The organism is Microbacterium sp. Bi98 (assembly GCF_918698045.1).
In the GTDB taxonomy this organism is placed as follows: Bacteria; Actinomycetota; Actinomycetes; order Actinomycetales; family Microbacteriaceae; genus Microbacterium.
This window is the reverse complement of sequence record NZ_CAKKLK010000003.1, coordinates 12,913-33,211: the sequence shown is the minus strand read 5'-3', so window position 1 is coordinate 33,211 and position 20,299 is coordinate 12,913. Positions and strand designations below refer to the sequence as shown.

Below are 20,299 nucleotides of genomic sequence, written 5' to 3'. Positions count from 1 at the left end.
CATGGGGATCGGGCTCGATGCGGTGACCGCGCTCTCTCCGGCTGGCGACTCCCGCGCCGGAGAGGTTCTTCGGCTGCGCCGGGAGATCAGCCGCATGCAGCGCAGACGCAGCGAGCACCCGCTTCTCCCTCTCGATCCGGCCTTCTCCTCGCTGCTCCCCGAAGAGGGGCTGCAGACGGGGGCGACATACACCGTCTCTCCCTCCCCCAGTCTCGTCCTCGCACTGCTCGCCGCGGCCTCGGGCAAGGGCCACTGGTGCGCGGTCGTGGGCATGCCCACACTGGGTGTCGAAGCCGCAGCGGCGTTCGGAATCGCGCTTCCTCGCCTGATCCTCGTCCCCGAACCAGGAGACCGCTGGCTCGCCGTGGCCTCTGCGCTCGCCGAGGTGGTTCCGCTGATCGCCGTGCAGCCCGGAGGCAGGGCCCGCGATGCGGATGTGTCCCGACTGAGCGCACGGCTGCGCGACCGCGGGAGCACCCTGCTCGTCACCGAGTCCGCGGAGTCCGGCGCCTGGCCGCAGAGCGAGGGGTCCATCCGGCTGCACGACCAGCACTGGCTCGGCATCGGCGAGGGGTGGGGGCTCATCGAAGGCTCCACGGCGACGGTGTCGGCGCGGACGAGGCACAGTCCGCTGACGTCGAGCGTGCGCGTGCGTCTTCCCGGCTCCCACGGCGCAGTGGAAGAGCTGCCGGCGGAGCACGTCGCCACCGAGACCATGGCCGAGATCACAGGGCTGACCGGCCTGCGCGGCGGCGAGGCCGCTCCGCTCGAGTACCCGCGTCTGGCGGTGGCCGGATGACCGCCGCTCCACTCCGCGTCCTCGTCCTGTGGCTTCCCGATTGGCCGCTGAGAGCAGCTCTCGGCGGGCCACCGCCTCATCCGCCGACCGCTCTGGTGCATGCGAACACCGTCGTGGCGTGCACCGCATCGGCGAGGGAGCACGGCGTGCGCGCCGGCCAACGTCGCCGCGTCGCTCAGGGCCATATCTCTTCACTGCGCGTGATGCCCCACGACCCCGCCCGCGATGAGAGAGCGTTCCTCCCCGTGCTGCAACTCATCGAGAAGCACGCGCCCGGTGCGGCACTGCTGCGTCCAGGGCTGGCGGCGGTGCGGGCACGGGGCATCGCGCGCTATCACGACGGCGAGGCCGAGGCGGGGCGTGCCCTGATCGACATCCTCACCGACGCCGGGTTCCCCGAGGTGCGCGTGGGCATCGCCGACGGCCCCTTCACCGCCGAGCTCGCCGCGCGAGGGAGCGCACCGTGCACCGTCGTACCTGCAGGCCTCGCGAAGGACTTCCTCGCCCCACTCCCGGTGAACGTTCTGAGAGACGAGCAGCTCACCGGTCTGCTCGTCCGGCTCGGTGTGCGCACGCTCGGCGACTTCGCGGCCCTCGACGAGATCGAGGTGCGCGATCGCTTCGGCGAGCGCGGCGCGCGTCTGCACGCTCTCGCCGCCGGCGCCGATTCCCGCGCGGTGGTGGCACGACCTCCTGACCCCGAGCTCGTTCGCTCCATCGAGTTCGACTCGCCACTCGCCGGAGCCGATCAGGTGGCCTTCGCCGTGCGGCAGACGGCCGATGCGGTCATGCTCGCCCTCGGTGAGGCCTCGGTGGTGTGCACCGAGGTCCGCATCGACCTCACCGACGACGACGGCAAGGTGTTCTCGCGCCCCTGGCTGCATCCCACCTGCTTCGATGCCGCTGATCTCGTCGACCGGGTGCGCTGGCAGCTCGAAGCACTGGGAGCCGAATCTGCGAAGGAGCCGGTCGATGAGGCTCGTGCCTTCGGCGGAATCTCTCTGGTGCGGATCGTCCCAGTGGCGGTCGACGATGCCGCCCATCACCAGCCCGGCCTCTTCGGGTCCGGCACTGATGAACGCCTGCATCACGCCATCTCGCGCGTGCAGACGATGCTCGGCCACGAGGGCGTCGTCACCGCTGCCCTCTCCGGCGGGCGCTGGCTCGCCGATCGTCAGGTGCTCACTCCGTGGGGCGAACGCTCCGTCGCCCCCAGAGACCCAGCGCAGCCCTGGCCGGGGAGCCTTCCCGACCCTCTCCCCGCCGAGGTGTTCCGCCCTCCTCGCCCCATCGGAGTGCTCTCCCCTGACGGCGAGACCGTCCTCGTCGACGAACGGGGTGCGCTCTCGGCGGCGCCCGCTCGCATCGACGGCGACGACGTTCAGGCGTGGGCCGGTCCGTGGCCGATCCATGAACGCCGATGGGAGGACTCCGGCGGCAAGAGAGGGCACCGCCTGCAGATCGTCGACGATCATGATCGGGCCTGGCTCGTCTTCTGCACCGGAGGCCGGTGGTGGGCTGAGGGGAGGTACCGCTGATGGGCTGGCACAACCCTCCCCTGTCCTGGAACGAGCTGGAGCGCACTCTCAGCGGCGAGGAATCGCCCTACCCGACGGGAGGCATCCCGCCCGGCAGCCGACCCGACCCCGGCCCCGTCAGCACCAAGCGCACACGGAACCCACCGACGTCCGTCAGCAGGCCAGAGGACGCCGTCCCGTACGCCGAGCTGCATGCGCATTCGTCCTATTCCTTCCTCGACGGCGCCTCCTCACCGGAGGACCTGCTCGCCGAGGCCGAGCGTCTCGGACTCACTGCACTGGCGCTCACCGACCACGACGGCTTCTACGGTGCTGCCCGCTTCGCCGAGGTCGCAGAGCTGATGGATGTGAGCGTCCAGACCGTGTTCGGCGCAGAGCTCTCGCTCGGCCTCGACGCACCGCAGCGGGGCGCCCCCGATCCCGTCGGCGACCATCTGCTGGTGCTCGCCGACGGGCTGGAGGGCTACCACCGTCTCTCCGGCGCGATGACGGCCGCCCACCTGCGCGGTGGCGAGAAGGGCCGCCCCGTCTACGACCTCGAGGAGCTGGCAGCCGCCTCAGACGGGCACTGGACGATCCTCACCGGATGCCGGAAGGGCGGGGTCCGCCGTGGCCTAGAGGCGGGAGATGCTCAGACGCCGCTGCGCCGACTGGTGGATCTGTTCGGCCAGGATCACGTCGCCGTCGAGCTCTTTGACCACGGCGACCCGCTGGACACACGACGCAACGACGCTCTCGCCGATCTCGCCAGACGGATGCGACTGCCGGTGGTGGCGACGAACAACGTGCACTATGCAGCGCCCGAGCGTGCATCACTGGCCGAAGCGGTCGCCGCCGTGCGCGCCGTGCGCAGCATGGACGAGCTCGACGGGTGGCTTCCGACTCACGGAGGAGCGCATCTGCGCAGCGGCGCGGAGATGGCAGCGCGCTTCCGGCGCCACCCCGGTGCGATCTCCTACGGCCTCGAACTCGCCGCAGCGTCGGCCTTCTCCCTCCGCCGTGCACGACCTGCCCTCCCGAAGCAGGAGGTCCCTGACGGACACACGCCGATGAGCTGGCTGCGCCACCTGGTGTGGGAGGCCGTGCCGACGAAGTATCCGCGCCTGGATGCCGACGGCCGTCGCAGGATCGGACGCGAGCTCGATGTGATCCAGGAGAAGGACTTCCCCGGCTACTTCCTCATCGTGCACGGCATCGTCGCCGAGGCGCGCCGTCGCGGCATCCTGTGCCAGGGGCGCGGCTCGGCCGCGGCGAGCGCCGTCTGCTATCTGCTCGGCATCACCGCCGTCGACCCGATCCTCTACCGTCTGCCCTTCGAGCGCTTCCTCGCGACGACCCGACAGGAAGAACCGGACATCGATGTCGATTTCGACTCGGATCGCCGCGAGGAGATCATCCAGTGGGTGTACCGCGAGTACGGACGCGAACGTGCGGCACAGGTGGCGAACGTCATCCAGTACCGTCCGAAGAACGCGGTGCGCGACATGGCGAGAGCTCTCGGCTACTCCCCGGGACAGCAGGATGCCTGGTCCCGGCAGGTCGATGGGTGGAGCGCCGGGCTCGAGGTGGCCGACGAGCACGACATCCCGGCGAACGTGCTCGACTACGCGGGCGAACTGCTGAAGGCTCCCCGGCATCTCGGCATCCACTCCGGCGGCATGGTGCTCACCGCGCGCCCTGTCGGCGAGGTCGTTCCCGTCGAGCATGCACGCATGGAGAACCGCACGGTGATCCAGTGGGACAAGGACGACGCGGCCTGGATGGGGCTGGTGAAGTTCGATCTCCTCGGGCTCGGGATGCTGGCTGCGCTCCAGCACTGCTTCGACCTGATCCACGACGCCACGGGTGAGCGGTGGACGCTCGAGACCCTTCCGAAAGAAGAGCCGGCCGTCTACGACATGCTCTGCCGCGCCGACTCGATCGGGGTGTTCCAGGTCGAATCCCGTGCGCAGATCGGCCTTCTCCCCCGCCTGCAGCCTCGGGCCTTCTACGACCTCGCCATCCAGATCGCGCTGATCCGCCCCGGGCCCATCCAGGGCGGGGCCGTGCATCCCTTCGTCCGCCGCAAGATGGCGAAGGATGCGCTCGACGAGGAGAATCTCGCCAGAGCCGCCCGTGGCGAAGAGCCCGTGGTGCTCGAGATCCCGTATCCGCACGATGACCTCAAGCCGATCCTCGAGCGGACACTGGGCATCCCGATCTTCCAGGAGCAACTGATCCAGATGGCGACGGCCATCGGCGACTGCACCGCCGACGAGGCCGATCTGCTCAGACGCGCGATGGGGTCCAAGCGCGGGCTCGAGAAGATCGACAAGGTGCGAGACAAGCTCTACGCGGGGATGACCAGACGCGGACTCTCCGCCGAGCAGTCGGATCGCATCTACGCGCAGATCCAGGCCTTCGCGAACTTCGGATTCGCAGAGTCCCACTCGTTGTCCTTCGCGCTCCTGGTCTATGCGAGCTCCTGGCTCAAGCTGCACTATCCCGCGGCGTTCCTCGCGGGGCTCCTCCGGTCGCAGCCGATGGGCTTCTACTCCGCGTCGACACTCACCGCGGATGCACGACGACACGGGGTCGAGGTGCGTCGACCCGATCTGCACGCCTCGGGGGCCACCGAGACTCTCGAACCCCTCGAGGGCTCACCGCTGCGGATGCCGACGGGGCGGGACACCTGCAGCGACCCTCTGCAGCCCCGGGTGCCGCGCTTCGATCGCTCCTCTCCGGACGAATCGGCGGCACACCGTCGAGATGGCGCCTATGCGGTGCGCATGGGTCTCAGCGGTGTGCGCGGCATCGGCACTCAACTGGCGGAGAAGATCGTCGCCGAGCGCGAGGCAGCCGGACCTTTCCGCGATCTGAACGATCTGGTGAGGCGCACGGATGCCACCGCTGCGCAGCTGGAGTCCCTGGCGACCGCCGGCGCGTTCGAGTGCCTCGGCCTCCAGCGCAGAGAGGCGATCTGGCTGTCCGGGGCAGCCGCTGAAGACCGATCCCGGTTCCTTCCCGGCACGACGATCGCCGTGCAACCGCCGCTGTTCAGCGATCAGTCCAGCTATGAGCGGCTCTCCGCAGATCTCTGGGCGACCGGCGTCTCGACCGACGACCATCCGATGGCGCATTTCCGCGGGCTCCTGCGCGAACGGGGCGTGCTCACCTCAGCAGATCTGCAGAGCAACGAGACGGGGCGACGCATCGAGGTCGCCGGTCTTGTGACCCACCGTCAACGTCCGGCGACCGCAGCCGGTGTCACCTTCCTCAACCTCGAGGATGAGACCGGTCTCGTCAACGTCATCTGCTCGACTGGGGTGTGGGGTCGTTACCACCGGGTGGCGCGCGATTCTCCTGCGCTGATCATCCGCGGCATCCTCGAGCGTTCAGCGGAGGGCGTCGTGAACGTCCTCGCCGACGCGTTCGAAGATCTCCGAACGGGGGTGACGCATCGTTCGAGGGACTTCCGGTGACCGGCTCACCAGAAGCGTTCGGGCTCGGGCTCGGGGACGCGGTCTCCGCCGCCCCAGCGATCGGCTTCAGCCTTCGCGGCGTCGACCGCCGCATCCGCCCCGTTCAGAGCAGCCCTGGCGCTCGTCGCCCCTGATCCGTCGCGATCGGCGTCGACGGTGAGAGTCGTCTGCGAGGAGTGGCCGCCGATGGTCACGGTACAGTCGACGACACGGCCGAGCCACCGGAGGAACTCACCCCGCGGCTCTTCGACGCGGCGATACCGGATGCCCGTGTCGAGGTCTCTGACCGACAGGATCAGCGACTCTCCGGTCAGCTCGTCGATGCGCTCCGTCACCTCGACGCGGTGCCCGTGGGCGATGGCGAGGTGCGCGTTCAGCACGAGCTTTCTGTCCATGAACCCACTCTATGAGTGCACGTTCTCGCGGCAAGCCCCAGTCTTGGAAGAAACATTCGTAGATTTCTTTGTCCCCCAAATGGCGGACAGAGCTATTAAGCGATATTCTGCAAGGAGTAGCGGGGGCTACCGGCTGAACATCTGGGGATATCAGTCGAGAGAGCAGCGAAAATCTTCGCCGCCTCCCCTACCGTCCGGGAAGGACGGTGAGCCCTCTCGAGTGATCCAAATGGGGTTGGACGACTCGAGAGGGCAACCAGTCCTCGCACCACGCGCGATCCTCGTCTTCACGTACAGCCGAGCGAGAGAGCACGTCGCGACCAACGTGGCCCACGGGCGTCAACCCCGCTCCCCATCTGCGGCATCGCACCTATCGTCGCCTCACGCCGCCCGAATCACGGCGGCAGCGGAGGAGGATTAGTCGATGACCGCCGCACGCGCTGCGCAGGTGAGGATAGGCGTGTCGGGCTGGCGGTACGCCAGCTGGCGCGGTGACTTCTATCCCCGGGGTCTGCCTCAACGCCGGGAGCTCGATCACATCGGACAGCACTTCCCCACCGTCGAGCTCAACGGATCGTTCTACTCGCTGCAACGCCCGGATAGCTACCGTCGCTGGCGCAGCGAGGTGCCTGACGACTTCAGCTTCGCCATCAAGGGATCCCGCTATGTGACGCACATGCTGCGGCTCCGCGACACGGAACAGGCACTCGCCAACTTCTTCGCCTCCGGCATCCTCGCCCTCGGAACCCAACTCGGACCGATCCTCTGGCAGCTGCCGGAGCGTGAGAAGTTCGACGCCGGGGTCCTGGAACGATTCCTCGATTCACTCCCCCGCACGACGGGCGATGCTCAGAAGCTGGCGATGACGCACGACTCGCGTCTCGACGGACGAGCCTGGACGGAGCTCGAGAGCGACCAGCCGATCCGTTACGCGATCGAGCCGAGGTCGCAGACATTCGACGATCCTGAGGCACTGCGCATCCTCAGTCACCACGGCGCTTCGCTCGTCATCGCCGACACCGCCGGCAGATGGCCACGTTTCGACGCCCTGACGAGCGAGGTCGTCTATGTCCGGCTTCATGGCGCACAGATGCTCTATCACAGCGCCTACACCGCCGCCGAGCTCGACGAATGGGCCGACCTGCTCTGCGCCTGGTCGGACGGCACGGGCGCCGGCGACGGCCGACCGCGCGACGTGTACGTCTACTTCGACAACGACGCGCGCGGGCACGCACCGCACGATGCGGCAGCGCTCCAGGCGCTCGTCGCCGCACGCACCGGATCCTGAGCAGTCACCGCCGCTCCACCGGCTCCCGGGTCATCGGGTGAGGCGAGCACGGAGCGAATCGACCAGCAAACCGACGCCGAGTTCGAAGGTCCGATCCGCGCGGGCTGTCCCGCGCTCGGCGCCCTCCATCACGCGCCCGAGCGTCCGCGTCCCCTCCCCGGGCTCCCAGACCTCGTCCGGCGATGCCAGATCGAGGCCGAAACCGATCGCGAACGCGTCGATGATCGCGATCACCGTGAGCACCTCGTCCTCGGGGAAACCGCCGTCGACGAGAGCGGTCGCCAGGTCGTCGTAGGCGGCGATGACCGCCGGATGAGTGATCGTCTTGCCGATCGGCGTGACGGCCTCCATGCAGCCGGTCCACGCCGACCCCGCCATCTTCGCCAACTGGGCAGCACAGCTGGGCGACGATCGTGCGGATCGGGCCTTCGCGTGGCCCGAGTATGAGGATGCCGGTGCGCTGCTCGCCTTCTCGACCGACGCCCCCACCGCACCGCACGCGGCGCTCGCGAATATGTACGTCGCCACAACGCGGGCGTCCGCTCTCGACCCGGATGTGCCGGCGGTGCATCCGCAGTTCGCTCTTCCCCTCGAACGCGCGGTCGTGCATGCGACTCGTGACGCTGCGGTCTCGATCGGCGATGGCGACTGGCGGGGCCGGATCGCGGTGGGCCAGGTCGCAGACTTCGCCGTGCTCGACGTCGATCCGTTCTCGGAGGGCAGCGCGTCGCTGCTCACAGCGCGAGTCCTGCGCACCGTGATCGCCGGGAAGACCGCGCACGAAGCCTGAGGCGCGCTGTCCGCCGCATCCCTCACGGCTCACTTGAGCGATATACCGGTGAGTTCTTATAATTCTGGTGAACTCTGGCGGGCAGAGGGCGCCCGTCGACCAGGCGGTGGTGTCTTCCCGCCCGGGCGCGGAGCGCTCCCTCTGTCAGCCGATGGTGACAACGACTGATTGGAGTGTTGAGATGTCCGCGATGCCCGATCCGAGGTTCGAGCTCCGAAGGGTCACGGAGACCGAGTGGCTGATCGTCGACCACAGATACGAGGCGCACGATGCGCGCCAGACTGTCGCCTGCATCTATCAGGTCGACGCCGTCGAGGTCGATGTGCTCTGGCTGCGCAACCTTCCGCTGGCGAGCTCGTACATGTCGGCGGAAGAGGTGCTCAGCGACCTGCAGCGGTTCCACAACCCGCCGAGCCGATCGACGTCGCCGGTCACGATCCCGCACCTTCCTCCGCTCGCGACGACGGTCAGTTGATGCGCTGCGCGGAGCGGTACGTCGAATCCCAAGGGCCGCGCCATAGGCTGGCCTGATGCTCATCGCTCTGATTCGTCCCATCGAGACCAGCACTGCAGATGTCATCGGCACGACGCTGGCCGAGGTGCTCGTCGAGCTCGAACAGCACCGCAAGCCGGGCTTCTATCTGACGTCGGCGCCCGTGCGGATGCTGAAGGGCGAAGCGAAGATGGAGGCGACGGGCACGTTCACCCGTGTCGACGGCGTGCGCGAGATCGAGGCCGACGACATGGCGTCGCTCGAGGCGAAGGTGCCCGAGGGGTGGCGCATGCTGACGGTGCGCACGGCCTAGGTGCAGCGACCCGCCGACGACGAAGACCCCCACAGGACTCAGCGCCGGTGGGGGTCTTCTCCGTGTGGACGTCGTCGGGGTCAGCCGCCGGACGGGTTCTCGAGGGGCGCACCGTCTTCGTCGGTGGTCTCGTCCTCGATGATCTCGTCGGTGCTCTTCGACGACGACTCGTCGGGCGCACCGCCCGAGGCGGTGTCCGCCTCTTCGTCGCCACCGGGAGTTCCGTGCGTGTTCTGCAGATCGCTCATTGCATCTCCTCTGTCGGTTGAGGCGACGGTATGCGGTCGACCACGCACACGAGGAGGGGGTTGACGTGAGGAGGAATCGGACGGAAGGACGACGGATCGCACAGCGGAGGGACTCTCTCTCCGGATCACGAGTGATCATGTGAAGGAAGAGTCCCTCGACCGGAGCGGCCCCGCCGGGGTCCCCAGACCGTGGTCGGGGCAGGCTCTCGAGCGAAGGATACGCCCGATAGGAGCCACGTCACATGGCGTGGTGGACGACGGCGCGCGGGCGTACGCTCTTCTGCACGAAACGCGGCTGGGCCTCGGGATCTCGATGCCGCTGAGCATGAACGGAGATCCTCCGATCGCCGTTCACAGGATCGGACTGAGGCGCATCCGCAACCACTAGATACAGCGCTGCATTGGGGTTACGTTGGCCGTGGCCACACAGACGCGGCCCCGAGCCGGTGGAGTTCCCCAGCGAAGCCGGCTAGGTGTCCCGATAGGTACCCCAGAACCGGTCGGGGCACCGTACTGCCCGCCCAGATGACTGTGGCCGCTTCGTCGTGCGTGGAGTCTTGACGCCGCCGGATTCCGGTCCACGATGAGCGAGCCCCACAATCGGCAGCGCGAATGAGTGCAGACAAAATCGACCGGGTCCGCCGTCGCCGGGAACTCGGCATCAGCATCGAGCGTCTCCTGTTCATGGCGGACGACGCCGATTCTTCCGGTCACCGCCAGTTCTACGGAATTGGCGGCAGGCCCGGAATCATCAGTTGACGGAGAGACCGCCTCCCCCGCATCGACATTCGTCACTTCTGGTCACCTGCCCATGCCCCGACTGACAGCCTCTTGCGCAGTCGCGACTCGTTCGGGCGTCATGGGCGACTCATACGGGACAACTTCCTCCAGCCGCGACGCGAGGTCCGTCAGCGCCTGCTTGACTGCCTTGTGCTCTGACGGAACTTCGTCGAAGTCGACCGTCTCCAGCCAGTCCATCAGCACGATCGCGTCCTCAGTCCAGAGTGCGATCTCCACGGTTGGGTATGTCCTCATGCGGGGAGGCTATCGCGCCAGCGCGGCGCGCGTTCGTCTCGCGCTCGTACTTGATCGCGCGACGCATGATCGGCACGAAGGCGAAGGCACACATCGCCCAGAAGCCGAGCCCCCCGACGAACGGCATTGGCTCACCGATAACGATGCCCACCACGACGGCGACCCCGCCGAATACTGCGGACATGACGACATTCACGATCGAGCCGACCTTGCCATACGGACTCATGGGCCCGTGAGGGTCAGCGATGTTCATGTGCTCAGTATGCAGGAATCGCGATGAACGCCGTGCTGTACCTCCGTGTCAGCACCGCCACTCACTCCATGGACGGCTTCGGTCTCGATGTTCAACCGAGGGCCTGCCGGGCCTAAGCCAAGGCGCAGACCCGGCAGGCCGTCGCCACCCTCCGTGATGAGGGCGTGTCTGGCACACTCGACGCGGCCCAGCGTGACGGCCTTATGCCTGCTGCCCTCGGACTGTCCCGGACATGCAGAAGGCCCGGAGACTCTTGCGAGCTTCCGGGCCTTTCTCGGTCGGGCTGACAGGATTTGAACCTGCGACCCCTTGACCCCCAGTCAAGTGCGCTACCAAGCTGCGCCACAGCCCGTTGTTCTGCACTCTCGCGCAGGCAACTCCCCTATCTTAGCCCCACTCGACGGAACTCCGCGAACCGGGTGAGCGCCGGGCGTTGCGAGGTGTCGGAGCCCCGGCGTACGGTCGCATCCATGGTGACGATCACGACCGAGGTGGCGACCAGCGCCCGATGGGATGACGTTCAGCATGCACTGACGGGCGGCGGCGACGGTGCCAGCTGCCAGTGCATGTGGCCGATGCTGAGGAACAAGGAGTGGAATGAGACCACCACGCCGCAACGCACAGAGATGTTGCACGATGAGATCCAGGCGGGCCCTCCACCTGGTCTCATCGCATACATCGACGGCGAGGCCGCGGGGTGGATCAGGATCGGTCCGCGAACCCTGCAGCAGCGGGTGCCGCGCACGCGCATGATCGCGGCGGCATCAACCGAACCCTTCGATGACGAGTCCGTATGGGCCGTGACATGTTTCGTGGTCCGTCGCGAACACCGCGGCTTGGGCATCACCCTCGAGCTGCTGCGCGCCGCCGTCGATCTCGCTCGACGCTCCGGCGCCGGACTGGTCGAGGGGTACCCCGTCGACACCCGTGGCGAGAAGAAGCGCACCAACGATCTGTTCCACGGCACGCTCGCCACGTTCCTGGCGGCGGGATTCGAAGAACGCGCGGAGATGAAGCCCGGCCGAACCCTGGTCGCACTGGATCTGTCGTCATGAACGAAGAGACGGACCTACCGGCGTCCATGGGCAAGGTCGCACGACGAGGGCTCGCGCTCCACGGGTTCACCCGTCTCGACCAGTTCGACGGCGCGTCCGAGACGGCGCTGCTCGCCATCCACGGAGTCGGGCCCAAGGCCATTCGCATCCTGCGCGAGCACCTCGAGTCCCGCGGCTCGACTCTCGGGCCGTGAGCGAGCGCTAGCGTGGTGACATGAGCGACGAGAACCCGACCATCGAAGATCCCGAACTGGGCACCCTCACGCGCGCCACGACCGAGCTGTCCGACGGAACGGTACTGACCCATGACTGGTATGCAGGCGGCACGGTCGTCGCCGGCGCCCCTCTCGATCTCATGATCGAGGGCACCGATGCCGATGAGGCTGCCGCACTGCTCCCCCATGTGCATCAGACCATAGCCGCCCTCGGCGTCCTGCGACGACTGGCGACGGATGCGGTCGTCGCCGCCTTCAGCAATGCGGCCCCGGAGCAGCACGAGCTCGACGACGCGGCGACCGACCTCACCCTCGAGACGCTCGAAGCTTCGTCCGATGGCACGGTCGTGCTCCATTTCATCGACACCTGCGGCCAGCACTTCCCCGAGGGCTACTGGCCCGCCGTGCACCTCGGTGCCGACGGTCAGATCACCCAGGTCACGGTCGAATCCTGAGCGAGGCTGACCGCGTTCGATCCCGCCCTACGATGGTGAGATGCAGCGACGCCGTCCGTCCGACCCGCTTCTCTGGGCCTTTCTGCCCTATGCGGCGGCATCGGCGGCTCACGTGGCGCTGCTGAGCGTGGGCAGCCCCGCAGCCGGGCCGACGAAGCTCCTGCTCATGCCTTTGCTCGCCGTGCCCGTGTTCGTGTCGGTGGGTCGCGCCGCGGAGCGCTCCGCGCTGGCGTTGACCATCGCGGCGCTCCTGTTCTCGTGGCTCGGCGACAGCGCAGGGGTGTTCGTCCCCGCGGCGCCCGAAGTGCCTCTGATGCTCCTGTTCTTCGGCATCGCGCACCTGGCATACATCGCGCTCTTCATCCGCCATCTCGCCGCGCGGCGGATGCCGTGGTGGGCGCTCGTCTACGCCGCGTGGTGGGTGGTGATGCTGGTGTTTATCGGTCCGCACGCCGGTGGGCTGCTGATCGCGGTGGCTGTCTACGGTCTCGTCCTCGCGAGCACAGCGGCCACCGCCACTCGATGCTCTGGGCTCGTGTCGATCGGCGGCGCCTTCTTCCTCGCCAGCGACACTCTCTTGGCTCTTCGGCTCTTCCTGCCCGGTTCCCTGCCGGACTGGAGCAGCCCCGCCATCATGGCCACCTACACGCTCGGGCAGGGTCTGATCATCGCCGGCACCCTGATCGCACTGAGAAAGCGAGACATCTGATGGCGGATGCAGCACGGGTCGACAGCTGGCTCTGGGCGATCCGCGTCTACAAGACGCGCTCGGCCGCGACCACTGCATGCCGTGCGGGGCATGTGCGCGTGAACGGCGACAAAGTGAAGGCTGCTCAGCACATCCGCGTCGGCGACGAACTGCGCATCCGGATCGCCGGATTCGATCGGATTCTCATCGTGCGTCAGCTGCTCGTCAAGCGCGTCGGTGCCCCTCTCGCTGCGCTGGCATATGAGGACCGCACACCGGAGCGCGAACCGCAGGCGGCTCTCGGACTGCGTGATCGGGGGGCGGGGCGACCGACGAAGCGTGAGCGTCGCGACATCGACAAGCTGCGCGGGCGAGGATACGAGGATGACGGCATATTCCAGGGTTAAGCCTGGATGCTGTCGAACATAGGTTCTAATGTGGACCTATGACCCGGCGTACCGACTTCGACCTCGATCTCGAGGAGCGCTGCCGCCTGCTCGACGAATGGGTCGCCACGCGCCGCCAGATCGCTGCGCTCGAGGCCGAGTCCTACGCGCTGCTGGTCGAGCGGATCGGCATGCACGACAGCGACGTCTCGGAGAGCCCGCACCATCGCGAGGCGATCTACCGCTCGATGGTCGCAGAGTACTCCGCGGCCGGTCACATCCCGAAAGGTTCGGTCGAGTACGCCTTCACCGATGCACGCACTCTGACGCGCACGCTCCCGGCCGTGCAGGCCGCCTTCTCTGTCGGGTCGATCAGCGTGCGTCATGTCCGTGAGATCGTGCGTGCGAGCGAGATCGTCGACGACGCCATCCGCGATGGGCGGGTGGACGCCGAGACGATGAGCCTCTACGAGGCTGCTGTTCTGGTGGTCGCTGAGAACGACACGGCACCGAGAACGAAGACCCATGCACGTCAGGTGGCGGCAGCTCTCGTCGGCGAGACCGTCGTCGAGCAGCATCGCCGAGCGGCCGCGGAACGGTGTGTCACCGTCAAGTCCGTCGGCGACGGGCTTGCTGCCCTCACGGCGATCCTGCCCGAGTGGGTCGCGGTGGCGATCTCCGATCGACTCACGCAGATGGCCCGGCACATCACTCGCACCCGCAACGAGCAGGAGCCTATCCTCGAGCCGCTGGACGAACCGGAGGGCTCGCTCTACCTCGACGACCTCTCGCCCGATGATCCCCGATACGAGTCCTACTTCGACACAGCGGTGATCGCCGCCGACGGCACGTTCGTCACCGACCCGCTTGCCGGATTGATCGACCCGATGGCCGACCCCTCGAGCCCTGACATCGAGCACCTCTCCGGCGACGCTCGCACATTCGACCAGATGCGCGCCGATGTGCTGGCTGACCTGCTCCTCACTGCCGATCCGAGCGAAGCGACAGGCACAGGGCTGGAGAACATCTCCGCCCGTATCCAGGTCACCGTCGCTGCAAGCACTCTCGCCGGGGAGGACGATCGTCCCGCTGAACTCGACGGACACGGGCCGCTCGATCCCGACGTCGCGCGGGGACTCGCAGGACATCGCACCGGGTGGGCGCGTCTGTTCCTCGACGCGCAGGGACTGGTCACGGAGACCGACTCCTACTCCCCGACAGAGCAGATGCGGCGGTTCCTCAGAGCGCGCGATCAGCACTGCAGGTTTCCCGGATGCAGGATGCCGGTGCATCGTTGCGAGATCGACCACAACCACGACCACGCCCGTGGTGGACGCACGCGCGTCGACAATCTCAGCCACTTCTGCACGACGCACCACTCGCTCAAGCATCCGGACATCCATGAGCGGCATCGGTGGACGGCGCGCCAGACTTCTGACGGGTCGCTCACGTGGACGAGTCCGCTCGGCCGCGAGTATGTCGACCCACCGCGACGAAGAGTGATGTTCGTCTGAGCGCATCACACGTCACGCTGAGCGCAGCATCCTCACGCTGAGCGCAGCACGCGTCACGCTGAGCGCAACACCCCTCAGGCTGAGCGCAACACCCCTCACGCTGAGCGCAGCCACCGTCGGGCGAGGCAGCACAGCCAAGACGAAGCGGAGCGCGCGCTGAGACGGAGCGGAGCACGCACTGAGACGAAAGCGGCCCCGACTATTGCGGGAGCACGCTCAACAGCCAGCCCGCCGAGCGCACTTGCGCCGCGCCCGCTGCGTCGACGCGGTTCTGCAGCTCGCGGTCGCTCGAGACGACCACGACATGCTGCCCAGCATGCGTCCGACGCTCCACCTCAGCCACAATCGCATCGTCTCCGCCCCCGTCGGCGCGGACGATCGAGACGCCACCTGCGGGAAGCAGCTCGGGCACCTCCGCATCGGCGTCCGACGACGGAGTCACGATCCCGCGCGCCTGTCCCTCGACGACGAGAGCGATCTCCGGGAACCAGGTCGCTCCCCCGACCCCGAGGTCGGCCGCGGGCACAGCGAGTCCGTCGAGGCGCGAGGCAAGACGAGCCGTCGCACCGGCACGATCTCTCCACCATCCGTTCGACACAGAGCCGACCACGTTGGCGGCGTCGACGACGAGCGACAGGCGCACATCGAGCAGGGTGCGCAAAGCGGGCCAGGCGCTACCGAAACCGGGGTGCAACGGCCGTGCGTCCACCTCATCGACGGGCACCCACTCGAGAGCCACGCTCTCGGGGTCACTGATCACGGGGTCGAACGGACGCACCACATCGGCGATGACGGTCGTGTACGACCACACGTCCAGATCGAGCACGCTGGTGAACCGGGGTCGCACGGCCGCATCCGGAACCCCGGCCTCTTCCTGCGCCTCGCGCACTGCGCCCACGATCGCGCTCTCGCCCTCGTGCATGGCGCCGCCAGGCAACCCCCATGTCCCACCGAAGTGCGACCAGGACACCCGGTGCTGAAGAAGGATCCCGCGTTCCGGATCGACGGCGAGCAGTCCAGCCGCGCCGAAGCGCCCCCAGTACTTCTCCCCCGAGGGGGCGATCACCCAGGCGTCGCCCGGGTTTCGTGGCCCATCTGGGCGGCGGGGTTCACCTGCGGCGGGAGGTACGACAGTCACCCCTTCAGCCTGTCACAGCATCCGGCTGTCGGCATCCGCCGGGGTCATACGCGGGAACAGCTGTGCCCGCGCGGATTCGCGCGGGCACAGCTGTCGAATCGGGTGCGATCAGCGCTGGCGCTTCTCGCGGACCCTCATGTTGATGACGATCGGAGTTCCGTCGAATTCGTAGAGCTCGCGCAGACGACGCTGAATGAAGCGGCGGTAGCCCGGGTCGAGGAATCCCGTCGTGAACAGCACGAACGTCGGCGGACGCGTCGATGCCTGCGTGCCGAACAGGATGCGCGGCTGCTTTCCGCCACGCAGCGGGTGCGGGTGCTCGGCGACGAGCTCTGCGAGGAAGGCGTTGAACTTGCCCGTCGGGATGCGACGGTCCCAGTTCTCCAGCGCCGTCTCGAGCGCCGGCACGAGCTTGTCGAGGTGACGACCGGTCTTGGCCGAGATGTTCACGCGGGGTGCCCAGGCGACGTGCGCCAGGTCCTGCTCGATCTCACGCTCGAGGTACCGACGTCGATCGGCGTTCTCGAGGTCGTCGTCGTTCAGACGATCCCACTTGTTGAATGCCAGCACGAGAGAGCGGCCCGACTCGAGCACGAGATCGATGATGCGGACGTCCTGCTCGCTGATCGTCTCGGACACATCGAGGACGACGACCGCGACCTCCGCCTTCTCGAGAGCAGCGGACGTGCGCAGCGACGCGTAGAAGTCAGCACCCTGCGCCATGTGCACCCGGCGGCGGATGCCGGCGGTGTCGACGAGGCGCCAGAGCTTGCCACCGAGCTCGACGATCTCATCGACCGGGTCACGGGTGGTTCCCGCGAGGTCGTTCACGACCACGCGCTCTTCGCCGGCCGCCTTGTTGAGCAGCGAGGACTTGCCGACGTTCGGGCGACCGAGGATCGCGACGCGCCGCGGCCCGCCGATCTCGGCCTTCGCGACCGCGGAGACATCCGGCAGCTTCTTCAGCAGCTGGTCGAGCAGATCGGCGACGCCACGACCGTGGATCGCCGACACCGGGTAGGGCTCGCCGAGGCCGAGGTTCCAGAGAGCCGCAGCCTCAGGCTCCTGACGAGCGTCGTCGATCTTGTTGGCGACGAGGAAGACCGGCTTGCCGCTCTTGCGCAGCAGCTTCACGACGTGCTCATCGGTCGACGTGGCGCCGACCATGGCGTCGACGACGAACAGCACGATGTCGGCGAGGTCGATCGCGACCTCCGCCTGCGCGGCGACCGAGCGGTCGATGCCGCGGGCGTCGGGCTCCCAGCCGCCCGTGTCGACGAGCGAGAAGCGACGGTCGGCCCACTCGGCCTTGTACGTCACGCGGTCGCGGGTCACGCCGGGGGTGTCCTCGACGACTGCCTCACGACGGCCGAGGATGCGGTTGACGAGAGCCGACTTGCCGACGTTCGGTCGACCGACGATCGCGACGACCGGCAGGGCCGGGAAGAACTGGATCCCGTCCTCACCCATCGTGATGCCGGCGAGAAGGGCGGCATCTTCATCGTCCAGGTCGTAGTCGGCGAGGCCGGCGCGCAGGGTCTCGGCGCGCGCCTCGGCGAGCTGCTCGTCGAGCGACTCCATCTTCTCGGCGAGCTGGTCGGGGCCGCCTTCGTATTCGTCGTCAGCCATGGTGTACTCCTCGGATTCGTTCGATCACCGCGAGGACGGCGTCGATGGTCTGTGTGAAATCGAGCTCCGTCGAATCGACGACCTCGACGCCGTCTGCGGCGTTCAGGAAGTCGACGACGGCGCTGTCTGATGCGTCGCGCTTGTGCAGTGCGGCCGCGACGGCCTCGGCGTTCTCGCCGGCGAGCTCGCCGGCACGTCGTGCGGCGCGCACCTCGGGCGCAGCCGTGAGGAGGATGCGCACCGGGGCGTCGGGAGCCACCACGGTGGTGATGTCCCGCCCCTCGACGACGACCGCCGGGTACGGCGCCTCGGCGACGAGGGTGCGGAAGAGACGATTGACCCGGTCCCGCACCTCGGGCACACGGGCGACGCCGCTCACCGCGCTCGAGACCGATGGTTCGCGGATCGCGTCCGTGACGTCGACCTCTCCGACGAGCACGGTGCGATCGTCGGGGTCGAGGCCGAGGCGCACAGGGAAGTCGGAGACGGCGTCGAGCACCGCCGCGGCATCCGCCGTGTCGGTGCCTCGATCCAGCACATGCCAGGCGAGAGCGCGGTACGCGGAGCCGGTGTCGAGGTAGCCGAAGCCCAGAGCCCGAGCGACCGCCTTGGACACGCTGGACTTGCCGGAGCCGGCGGGCCCGTCGATCGCGATGAAATCAGTCATTGGTCGTACCTGCAATCCGCCAGCCGCGTTCCTGAAGTCCGGTGATCGCCCCGTGCAGCGCAGCAGGGTCGACGCTGATCTCGGCCAGGCCGAACTGCGCGCCCGGCGAGTGCTCGAGACGGAGGTCCTCGACGTTGACGCCGAGCTCTCCGAGTTCGCCGAACAGTCGACCGAGCTGGCCGGCGGTGTCGTCGACCATCACGACCAGGGACTCGAATCGCTGGTTCTGCCCATGCTTTCCGGGAAGACGTTCGACGCCGTCGTTGCCCTGCCGGATCGTCTCGGCGACCACACGCCGAGCCCCGGGGGCCTCGGGCGCGCGCAGAGCGTCCGACACTTCGCGGAGATCGGATGCCAGAGCGTCGAGGATCTCGACCACGGGCCCGGCGTTCGCTCCGAGGATCTGCACCCAGAGTTCGGGTGCGGATGCCGCGATACGCGTCGTGTCGCGGACGCCCTGGCCGGAGAGGCGCAGCGCACCCTCGTCGGCGGTGGCGAGACGGCCGGCGAGCAGGCTCGCGACGACCTGAGGAACGTGGGAGGTGAGAGCGACCGAGCGGTCGTGCTCCTCGGGAGTCATCTCGAGCGGCATCGCTCCGACATCGAGGGCGAGCGCTTCGACGAGCGCGAGATCGGTGGCGGTCGTGTCGGCATCCCGGCACACCACCCAGGGGCGGCCCACGAAGAGGTCGGCGCGCGCAGAGATCGCTCCGCCGCGCTCGCGTCCGGCGAGGGGGTGCGAGCCGATGTAGCGGGTGAGGTCGACGCCACGGTGCTGCAGGCTGTGCAGGGGCTCGAGCTTGACACTCGCCACGTCGGTGACGACAGCGTGAGGGAAACGACTCAGCTCCGACTCGATGACATCCGCGGTGACATCCGGCGGCACGGCGACCACGATCAGCACCGGCGAATCGTCCTCGGCGGCCGAGCGGCCCGCCCCGTAGTCGATCGCGAGACGCAGCTGGGCGGGCGAGGTGTCGGCGAGCACCACGTCGACACCCTTCGCACGAAGGGCATGTCCGATGCTCGCGCCGAGCAGCCCGGCGCCGACGACGCGAACGGTTCCCGAGAGTCTGGCCGCGATTCGTGGCGCGACAGAACTCCGAGCCCCCGTGGGCGCACTCGTCGTATCGGTCACTCGTTCTCCTGTTGCTCGCCTGGCGCCTCGGCGACACCGGAATCACGGCGCGACAGAGTCAAGAGTGCGCCGAGTTCGATTTTAGTCAGTTCGCGCGTCTTCCCAACCGGGAGGGTTCCCAGGTGCAGCGGGCCGAACTGGCGGCGCACGAGTTCGGTCACCGGGTGGCCGACCGCTGCCAGCATCCGTCGGACGATGCGATTGCGCCCGGAGTGCAGCGTCAGCTCGACGAGACTCGACCCGCGAGAGGTGTCGAGCAGCCTCGCCTTGTCTGCCGCGATCGGACCGTCGTCGAGCTCGATGCCCCGGGTGAGCTTCGAGATCGTCTGCGCGGTCACTTCGCCTTCCACCTTGGCGATGTAGACCTTGGTCACCCCGAACGACGGGTGAGCGAGCACGTGAGCGAGGTCTCCGTCGTTGGTCAGCACGAGCAGCCCGCTGGTCTCCGCGTCGAGCCGCCCGACGTTGTACAGCCGCTCCTCGTAGTCCTCGGTGAACCGGCGCAGATCGGGGCGATCGTTCTCGTCTCGCATGCTGCTGACGACCCCGGTGGGCTTGTTCAGCATCACATAGCGCTTCGACACGTCGAGCTGAACAGCGGTGCCGTCCACATCGATGAGATCGGTCTCCGGGTCGACGCGACGGCCGAGCTCGGTGACGGTCACGCCGTTGACACGGATGCGCCCTTCGACGATGTACTGCTCGATCACGCGTCGCGAGGCCACGCCCGCCGCCGACAGCACCTTCTGCAGGCGGATGCCCTCTGGTGTCTCGAAGCCGCTCATCGGATGGTCCCTTCGT

At 67.9% G+C, this 20,299-nt stretch carries 24 protein-coding genes and 1 tRNA gene; 14 read left to right on the top strand and 11 right to left on the bottom strand.

All coding sequences use genetic code 11. The features are described 5' to 3' along the window. Window position 1: 1 nt before the first annotated feature. From LQZ85_RS06840 to LQZ85_RS06830, 3 genes are read left to right on the top strand one after another with little or no spacing between them, the layout of a single operon-like run. Complete coding sequence (locus LQZ85_RS06840) at window positions 2-799, top strand: hypothetical protein (protein ID WP_056278977.1); 798 nt, start codon at window positions 2-4, stop codon at window positions 797-799. Next, window positions 796-2,337, top strand: a complete 1,542-nt coding sequence (locus LQZ85_RS06835) for a DNA polymerase Y family protein (protein ID WP_056278978.1) — start codon at window positions 796-798, stop codon at window positions 2,335-2,337. The genes LQZ85_RS06840 and LQZ85_RS06835 overlap by 4 nt, the downstream gene beginning before the upstream one ends. Next, complete coding sequence (locus LQZ85_RS06830) at window positions 2,337-5,798, top strand: error-prone DNA polymerase (protein ID WP_230100703.1); 3,462 nt, start codon at window positions 2,337-2,339, stop codon at window positions 5,796-5,798. Before LQZ85_RS06835 ends, LQZ85_RS06830 begins: the two co-directional genes overlap by 1 nt. Before the next feature lie 5 nt (window positions 5,799-5,803). Here the strand turns inward: LQZ85_RS06830 and LQZ85_RS06825 are convergent, their stop codons facing one another. Beyond that, entirely contained in the window at window positions 5,804-6,193 is a 390-nt protein-coding gene (locus LQZ85_RS06825) for a hypothetical protein (protein ID WP_053096818.1), read from the bottom strand. 424 nt (window positions 6,194-6,617) lie between these two features. On the opposite strand from LQZ85_RS06825, the gene LQZ85_RS06820 reads away from it, so the two are divergent. Beyond that, entirely contained in the window at window positions 6,618-7,481 is an 864-nt protein-coding gene (locus tag LQZ85_RS06820) for a DUF72 domain-containing protein (protein ID WP_230100702.1), read from the top strand. Between the two features lie 30 nt (window positions 7,482-7,511). On the opposite strand, the gene LQZ85_RS06815 is transcribed toward LQZ85_RS06820, so the two are convergent. Further along, a complete protein-coding gene (locus tag LQZ85_RS06815; RefSeq protein ID WP_056278981.1) occupies window positions 7,512-7,832 on the bottom strand; it encodes a TetR/AcrR family transcriptional regulator C-terminal domain-containing protein in 321 nt (106 codons plus the stop codon). Between LQZ85_RS06815 and LQZ85_RS06810 the strand changes: the two genes are divergently transcribed. The 3 genes from LQZ85_RS06810 (at window position 7,831) to LQZ85_RS06800 (ending at window position 9,077) form a co-directional block, all read left to right on the top strand. Continuing rightward, complete coding sequence (locus LQZ85_RS06810) at window positions 7,831-8,271, top strand: amidohydrolase family protein (RefSeq protein WP_056278982.1); 441 nt, start codon at window positions 7,831-7,833, stop codon at window positions 8,269-8,271. The two genes, LQZ85_RS06815 and LQZ85_RS06810, sit on opposite strands and share 2 nt — an antisense overlap. Before the next feature lie 190 nt (window positions 8,272-8,461). Then, complete coding sequence (locus LQZ85_RS06805; protein ID WP_230100701.1) at window positions 8,462-8,746, top strand: hypothetical protein; 285 nt, start codon at window positions 8,462-8,464, stop codon at window positions 8,744-8,746. A gap of 55 nt (window positions 8,747-8,801) precedes the next feature. Beyond that, a complete protein-coding gene (locus tag LQZ85_RS06800) occupies window positions 8,802-9,077 on the top strand; it encodes a hypothetical protein (protein WP_053096828.1) in 276 nt (91 codons plus the stop codon). An 80-nt stretch (window positions 9,078-9,157) separates the two neighbouring features. Here the strand turns inward: LQZ85_RS06800 and LQZ85_RS06795 are convergent, their stop codons facing one another. Continuing rightward, window positions 9,158-9,325 (bottom strand): hypothetical protein, encoded by a 168-nt coding sequence (locus LQZ85_RS06795; RefSeq protein WP_171821924.1) that lies wholly within the window; start codon window positions 9,323-9,325, stop codon window positions 9,158-9,160. 612 nt (window positions 9,326-9,937) lie between these two features. On the opposite strand from LQZ85_RS06795, the gene LQZ85_RS06790 reads away from it, so the two are divergent. Beyond that, the gene (locus LQZ85_RS06790) at window positions 9,938-10,084 is read left to right on the top strand and encodes a hypothetical protein (RefSeq protein WP_230100700.1); all 147 of its coding nucleotides are present in this window, start codon (window positions 9,938-9,940) and stop codon (window positions 10,082-10,084) included. A gap of 42 nt (window positions 10,085-10,126) precedes the next feature. Here LQZ85_RS06790 and LQZ85_RS06785 read toward each other — a convergent pair whose 3' ends face one another. The 3 genes from LQZ85_RS06785 to LQZ85_RS06775 form a co-directional block, all read right to left on the bottom strand. Further along, window positions 10,127-10,342 carry a hypothetical protein gene (locus tag LQZ85_RS06785; protein ID WP_198032318.1) on the bottom strand — a complete coding sequence of 72 codons (216 nt, stop codon included), beginning with the start codon at window positions 10,340-10,342 and terminating at the stop codon, window positions 10,127-10,129. Next, window positions 10,320-10,613: a hypothetical protein gene (locus LQZ85_RS06780; protein ID WP_230100699.1), complete on the bottom strand. Its 294-nt coding sequence runs from the start codon at window positions 10,611-10,613 to the stop codon at window positions 10,320-10,322. Before LQZ85_RS06780 ends, LQZ85_RS06785 begins: the two co-directional genes overlap by 23 nt. Before the next feature lie 278 nt (window positions 10,614-10,891). After that, window positions 10,892-10,965, bottom strand: a tRNA-Pro gene (locus tag LQZ85_RS06775). 118 nt (window positions 10,966-11,083) lie between these two features. On the opposite strand from LQZ85_RS06775, the gene LQZ85_RS06770 reads away from it, so the two are divergent. The 6 genes from LQZ85_RS06770 to LQZ85_RS06745 are packed head-to-tail and all read left to right on the top strand — an operon-like array spanning window position 11,084 to window position 14,926. Further along, window positions 11,084-11,668: a GNAT family N-acetyltransferase gene (locus LQZ85_RS06770; RefSeq protein ID WP_230100698.1), complete on the top strand. Its 585-nt coding sequence runs from the start codon at window positions 11,084-11,086 to the stop codon at window positions 11,666-11,668. Then, window positions 11,665-11,862 carry a hypothetical protein gene (locus tag LQZ85_RS06765; protein ID WP_053096832.1) on the top strand — a complete coding sequence of 66 codons (198 nt, stop codon included), beginning with the start codon at window positions 11,665-11,667 and terminating at the stop codon, window positions 11,860-11,862. The genes LQZ85_RS06770 and LQZ85_RS06765 overlap by 4 nt, the downstream gene beginning before the upstream one ends. Window positions 11,863-11,882: 20 nt before the next feature. After that, on the top strand, window positions 11,883-12,338 hold the full coding sequence (locus tag LQZ85_RS06760) for a hypothetical protein (protein ID WP_053096834.1): 456 nt from the start codon (window positions 11,883-11,885) through the stop codon (window positions 12,336-12,338). A 40-nt stretch (window positions 12,339-12,378) separates the two neighbouring features. Continuing rightward, a complete protein-coding gene (locus tag LQZ85_RS06755) occupies window positions 12,379-13,047 on the top strand; it encodes a lysoplasmalogenase (RefSeq protein WP_230100697.1) in 669 nt (222 codons plus the stop codon). Next, complete coding sequence (locus LQZ85_RS06750) at window positions 13,047-13,433, top strand: RNA-binding S4 domain-containing protein (RefSeq protein ID WP_053096838.1); 387 nt, start codon at window positions 13,047-13,049, stop codon at window positions 13,431-13,433. Before LQZ85_RS06755 ends, LQZ85_RS06750 begins: the two co-directional genes overlap by 1 nt. Before the next feature lie 38 nt (window positions 13,434-13,471). After that, complete coding sequence (locus LQZ85_RS06745; protein ID WP_187249857.1) at window positions 13,472-14,926, top strand: HNH endonuclease signature motif containing protein; 1,455 nt, start codon at window positions 13,472-13,474, stop codon at window positions 14,924-14,926. A 199-nt stretch (window positions 14,927-15,125) separates the two neighbouring features. Here LQZ85_RS06745 and LQZ85_RS06740 read toward each other — a convergent pair whose 3' ends face one another. The 5 genes from LQZ85_RS06740 to LQZ85_RS06720 form a co-directional block, all read right to left on the bottom strand. After that, window positions 15,126-16,064 (bottom strand): NUDIX hydrolase, encoded by a 939-nt coding sequence (locus tag LQZ85_RS06740; RefSeq protein WP_230100696.1) that lies wholly within the window; start codon window positions 16,062-16,064, stop codon window positions 15,126-15,128. A gap of 108 nt (window positions 16,065-16,172) precedes the next feature. After that, entirely contained in the window at window positions 16,173-17,693 is a 1,521-nt protein-coding gene (der, locus tag LQZ85_RS06735; RefSeq protein WP_053096842.1) for a ribosome biogenesis GTPase Der, read from the bottom strand. After that, window positions 17,686-18,360: a (d)CMP kinase gene (gene cmk, locus LQZ85_RS06730; RefSeq protein WP_056278992.1), complete on the bottom strand. Its 675-nt coding sequence runs from the start codon at window positions 18,358-18,360 to the stop codon at window positions 17,686-17,688. Before cmk ends, der begins: the two co-directional genes overlap by 8 nt. Beyond that, window positions 18,353-19,498: a prephenate dehydrogenase gene (locus tag LQZ85_RS06725; protein WP_082297845.1), complete on the bottom strand. Its 1,146-nt coding sequence runs from the start codon at window positions 19,496-19,498 to the stop codon at window positions 18,353-18,355. The genes cmk and LQZ85_RS06725 overlap by 8 nt, the downstream gene beginning before the upstream one ends. Further along, window positions 19,495-20,283 (bottom strand): pseudouridine synthase, encoded by a 789-nt coding sequence (locus tag LQZ85_RS06720; RefSeq protein ID WP_056278993.1) that lies wholly within the window; start codon window positions 20,281-20,283, stop codon window positions 19,495-19,497. Before LQZ85_RS06720 ends, LQZ85_RS06725 begins: the two co-directional genes overlap by 4 nt. Window positions 20,284-20,299 lie beyond the last annotated feature (16 nt).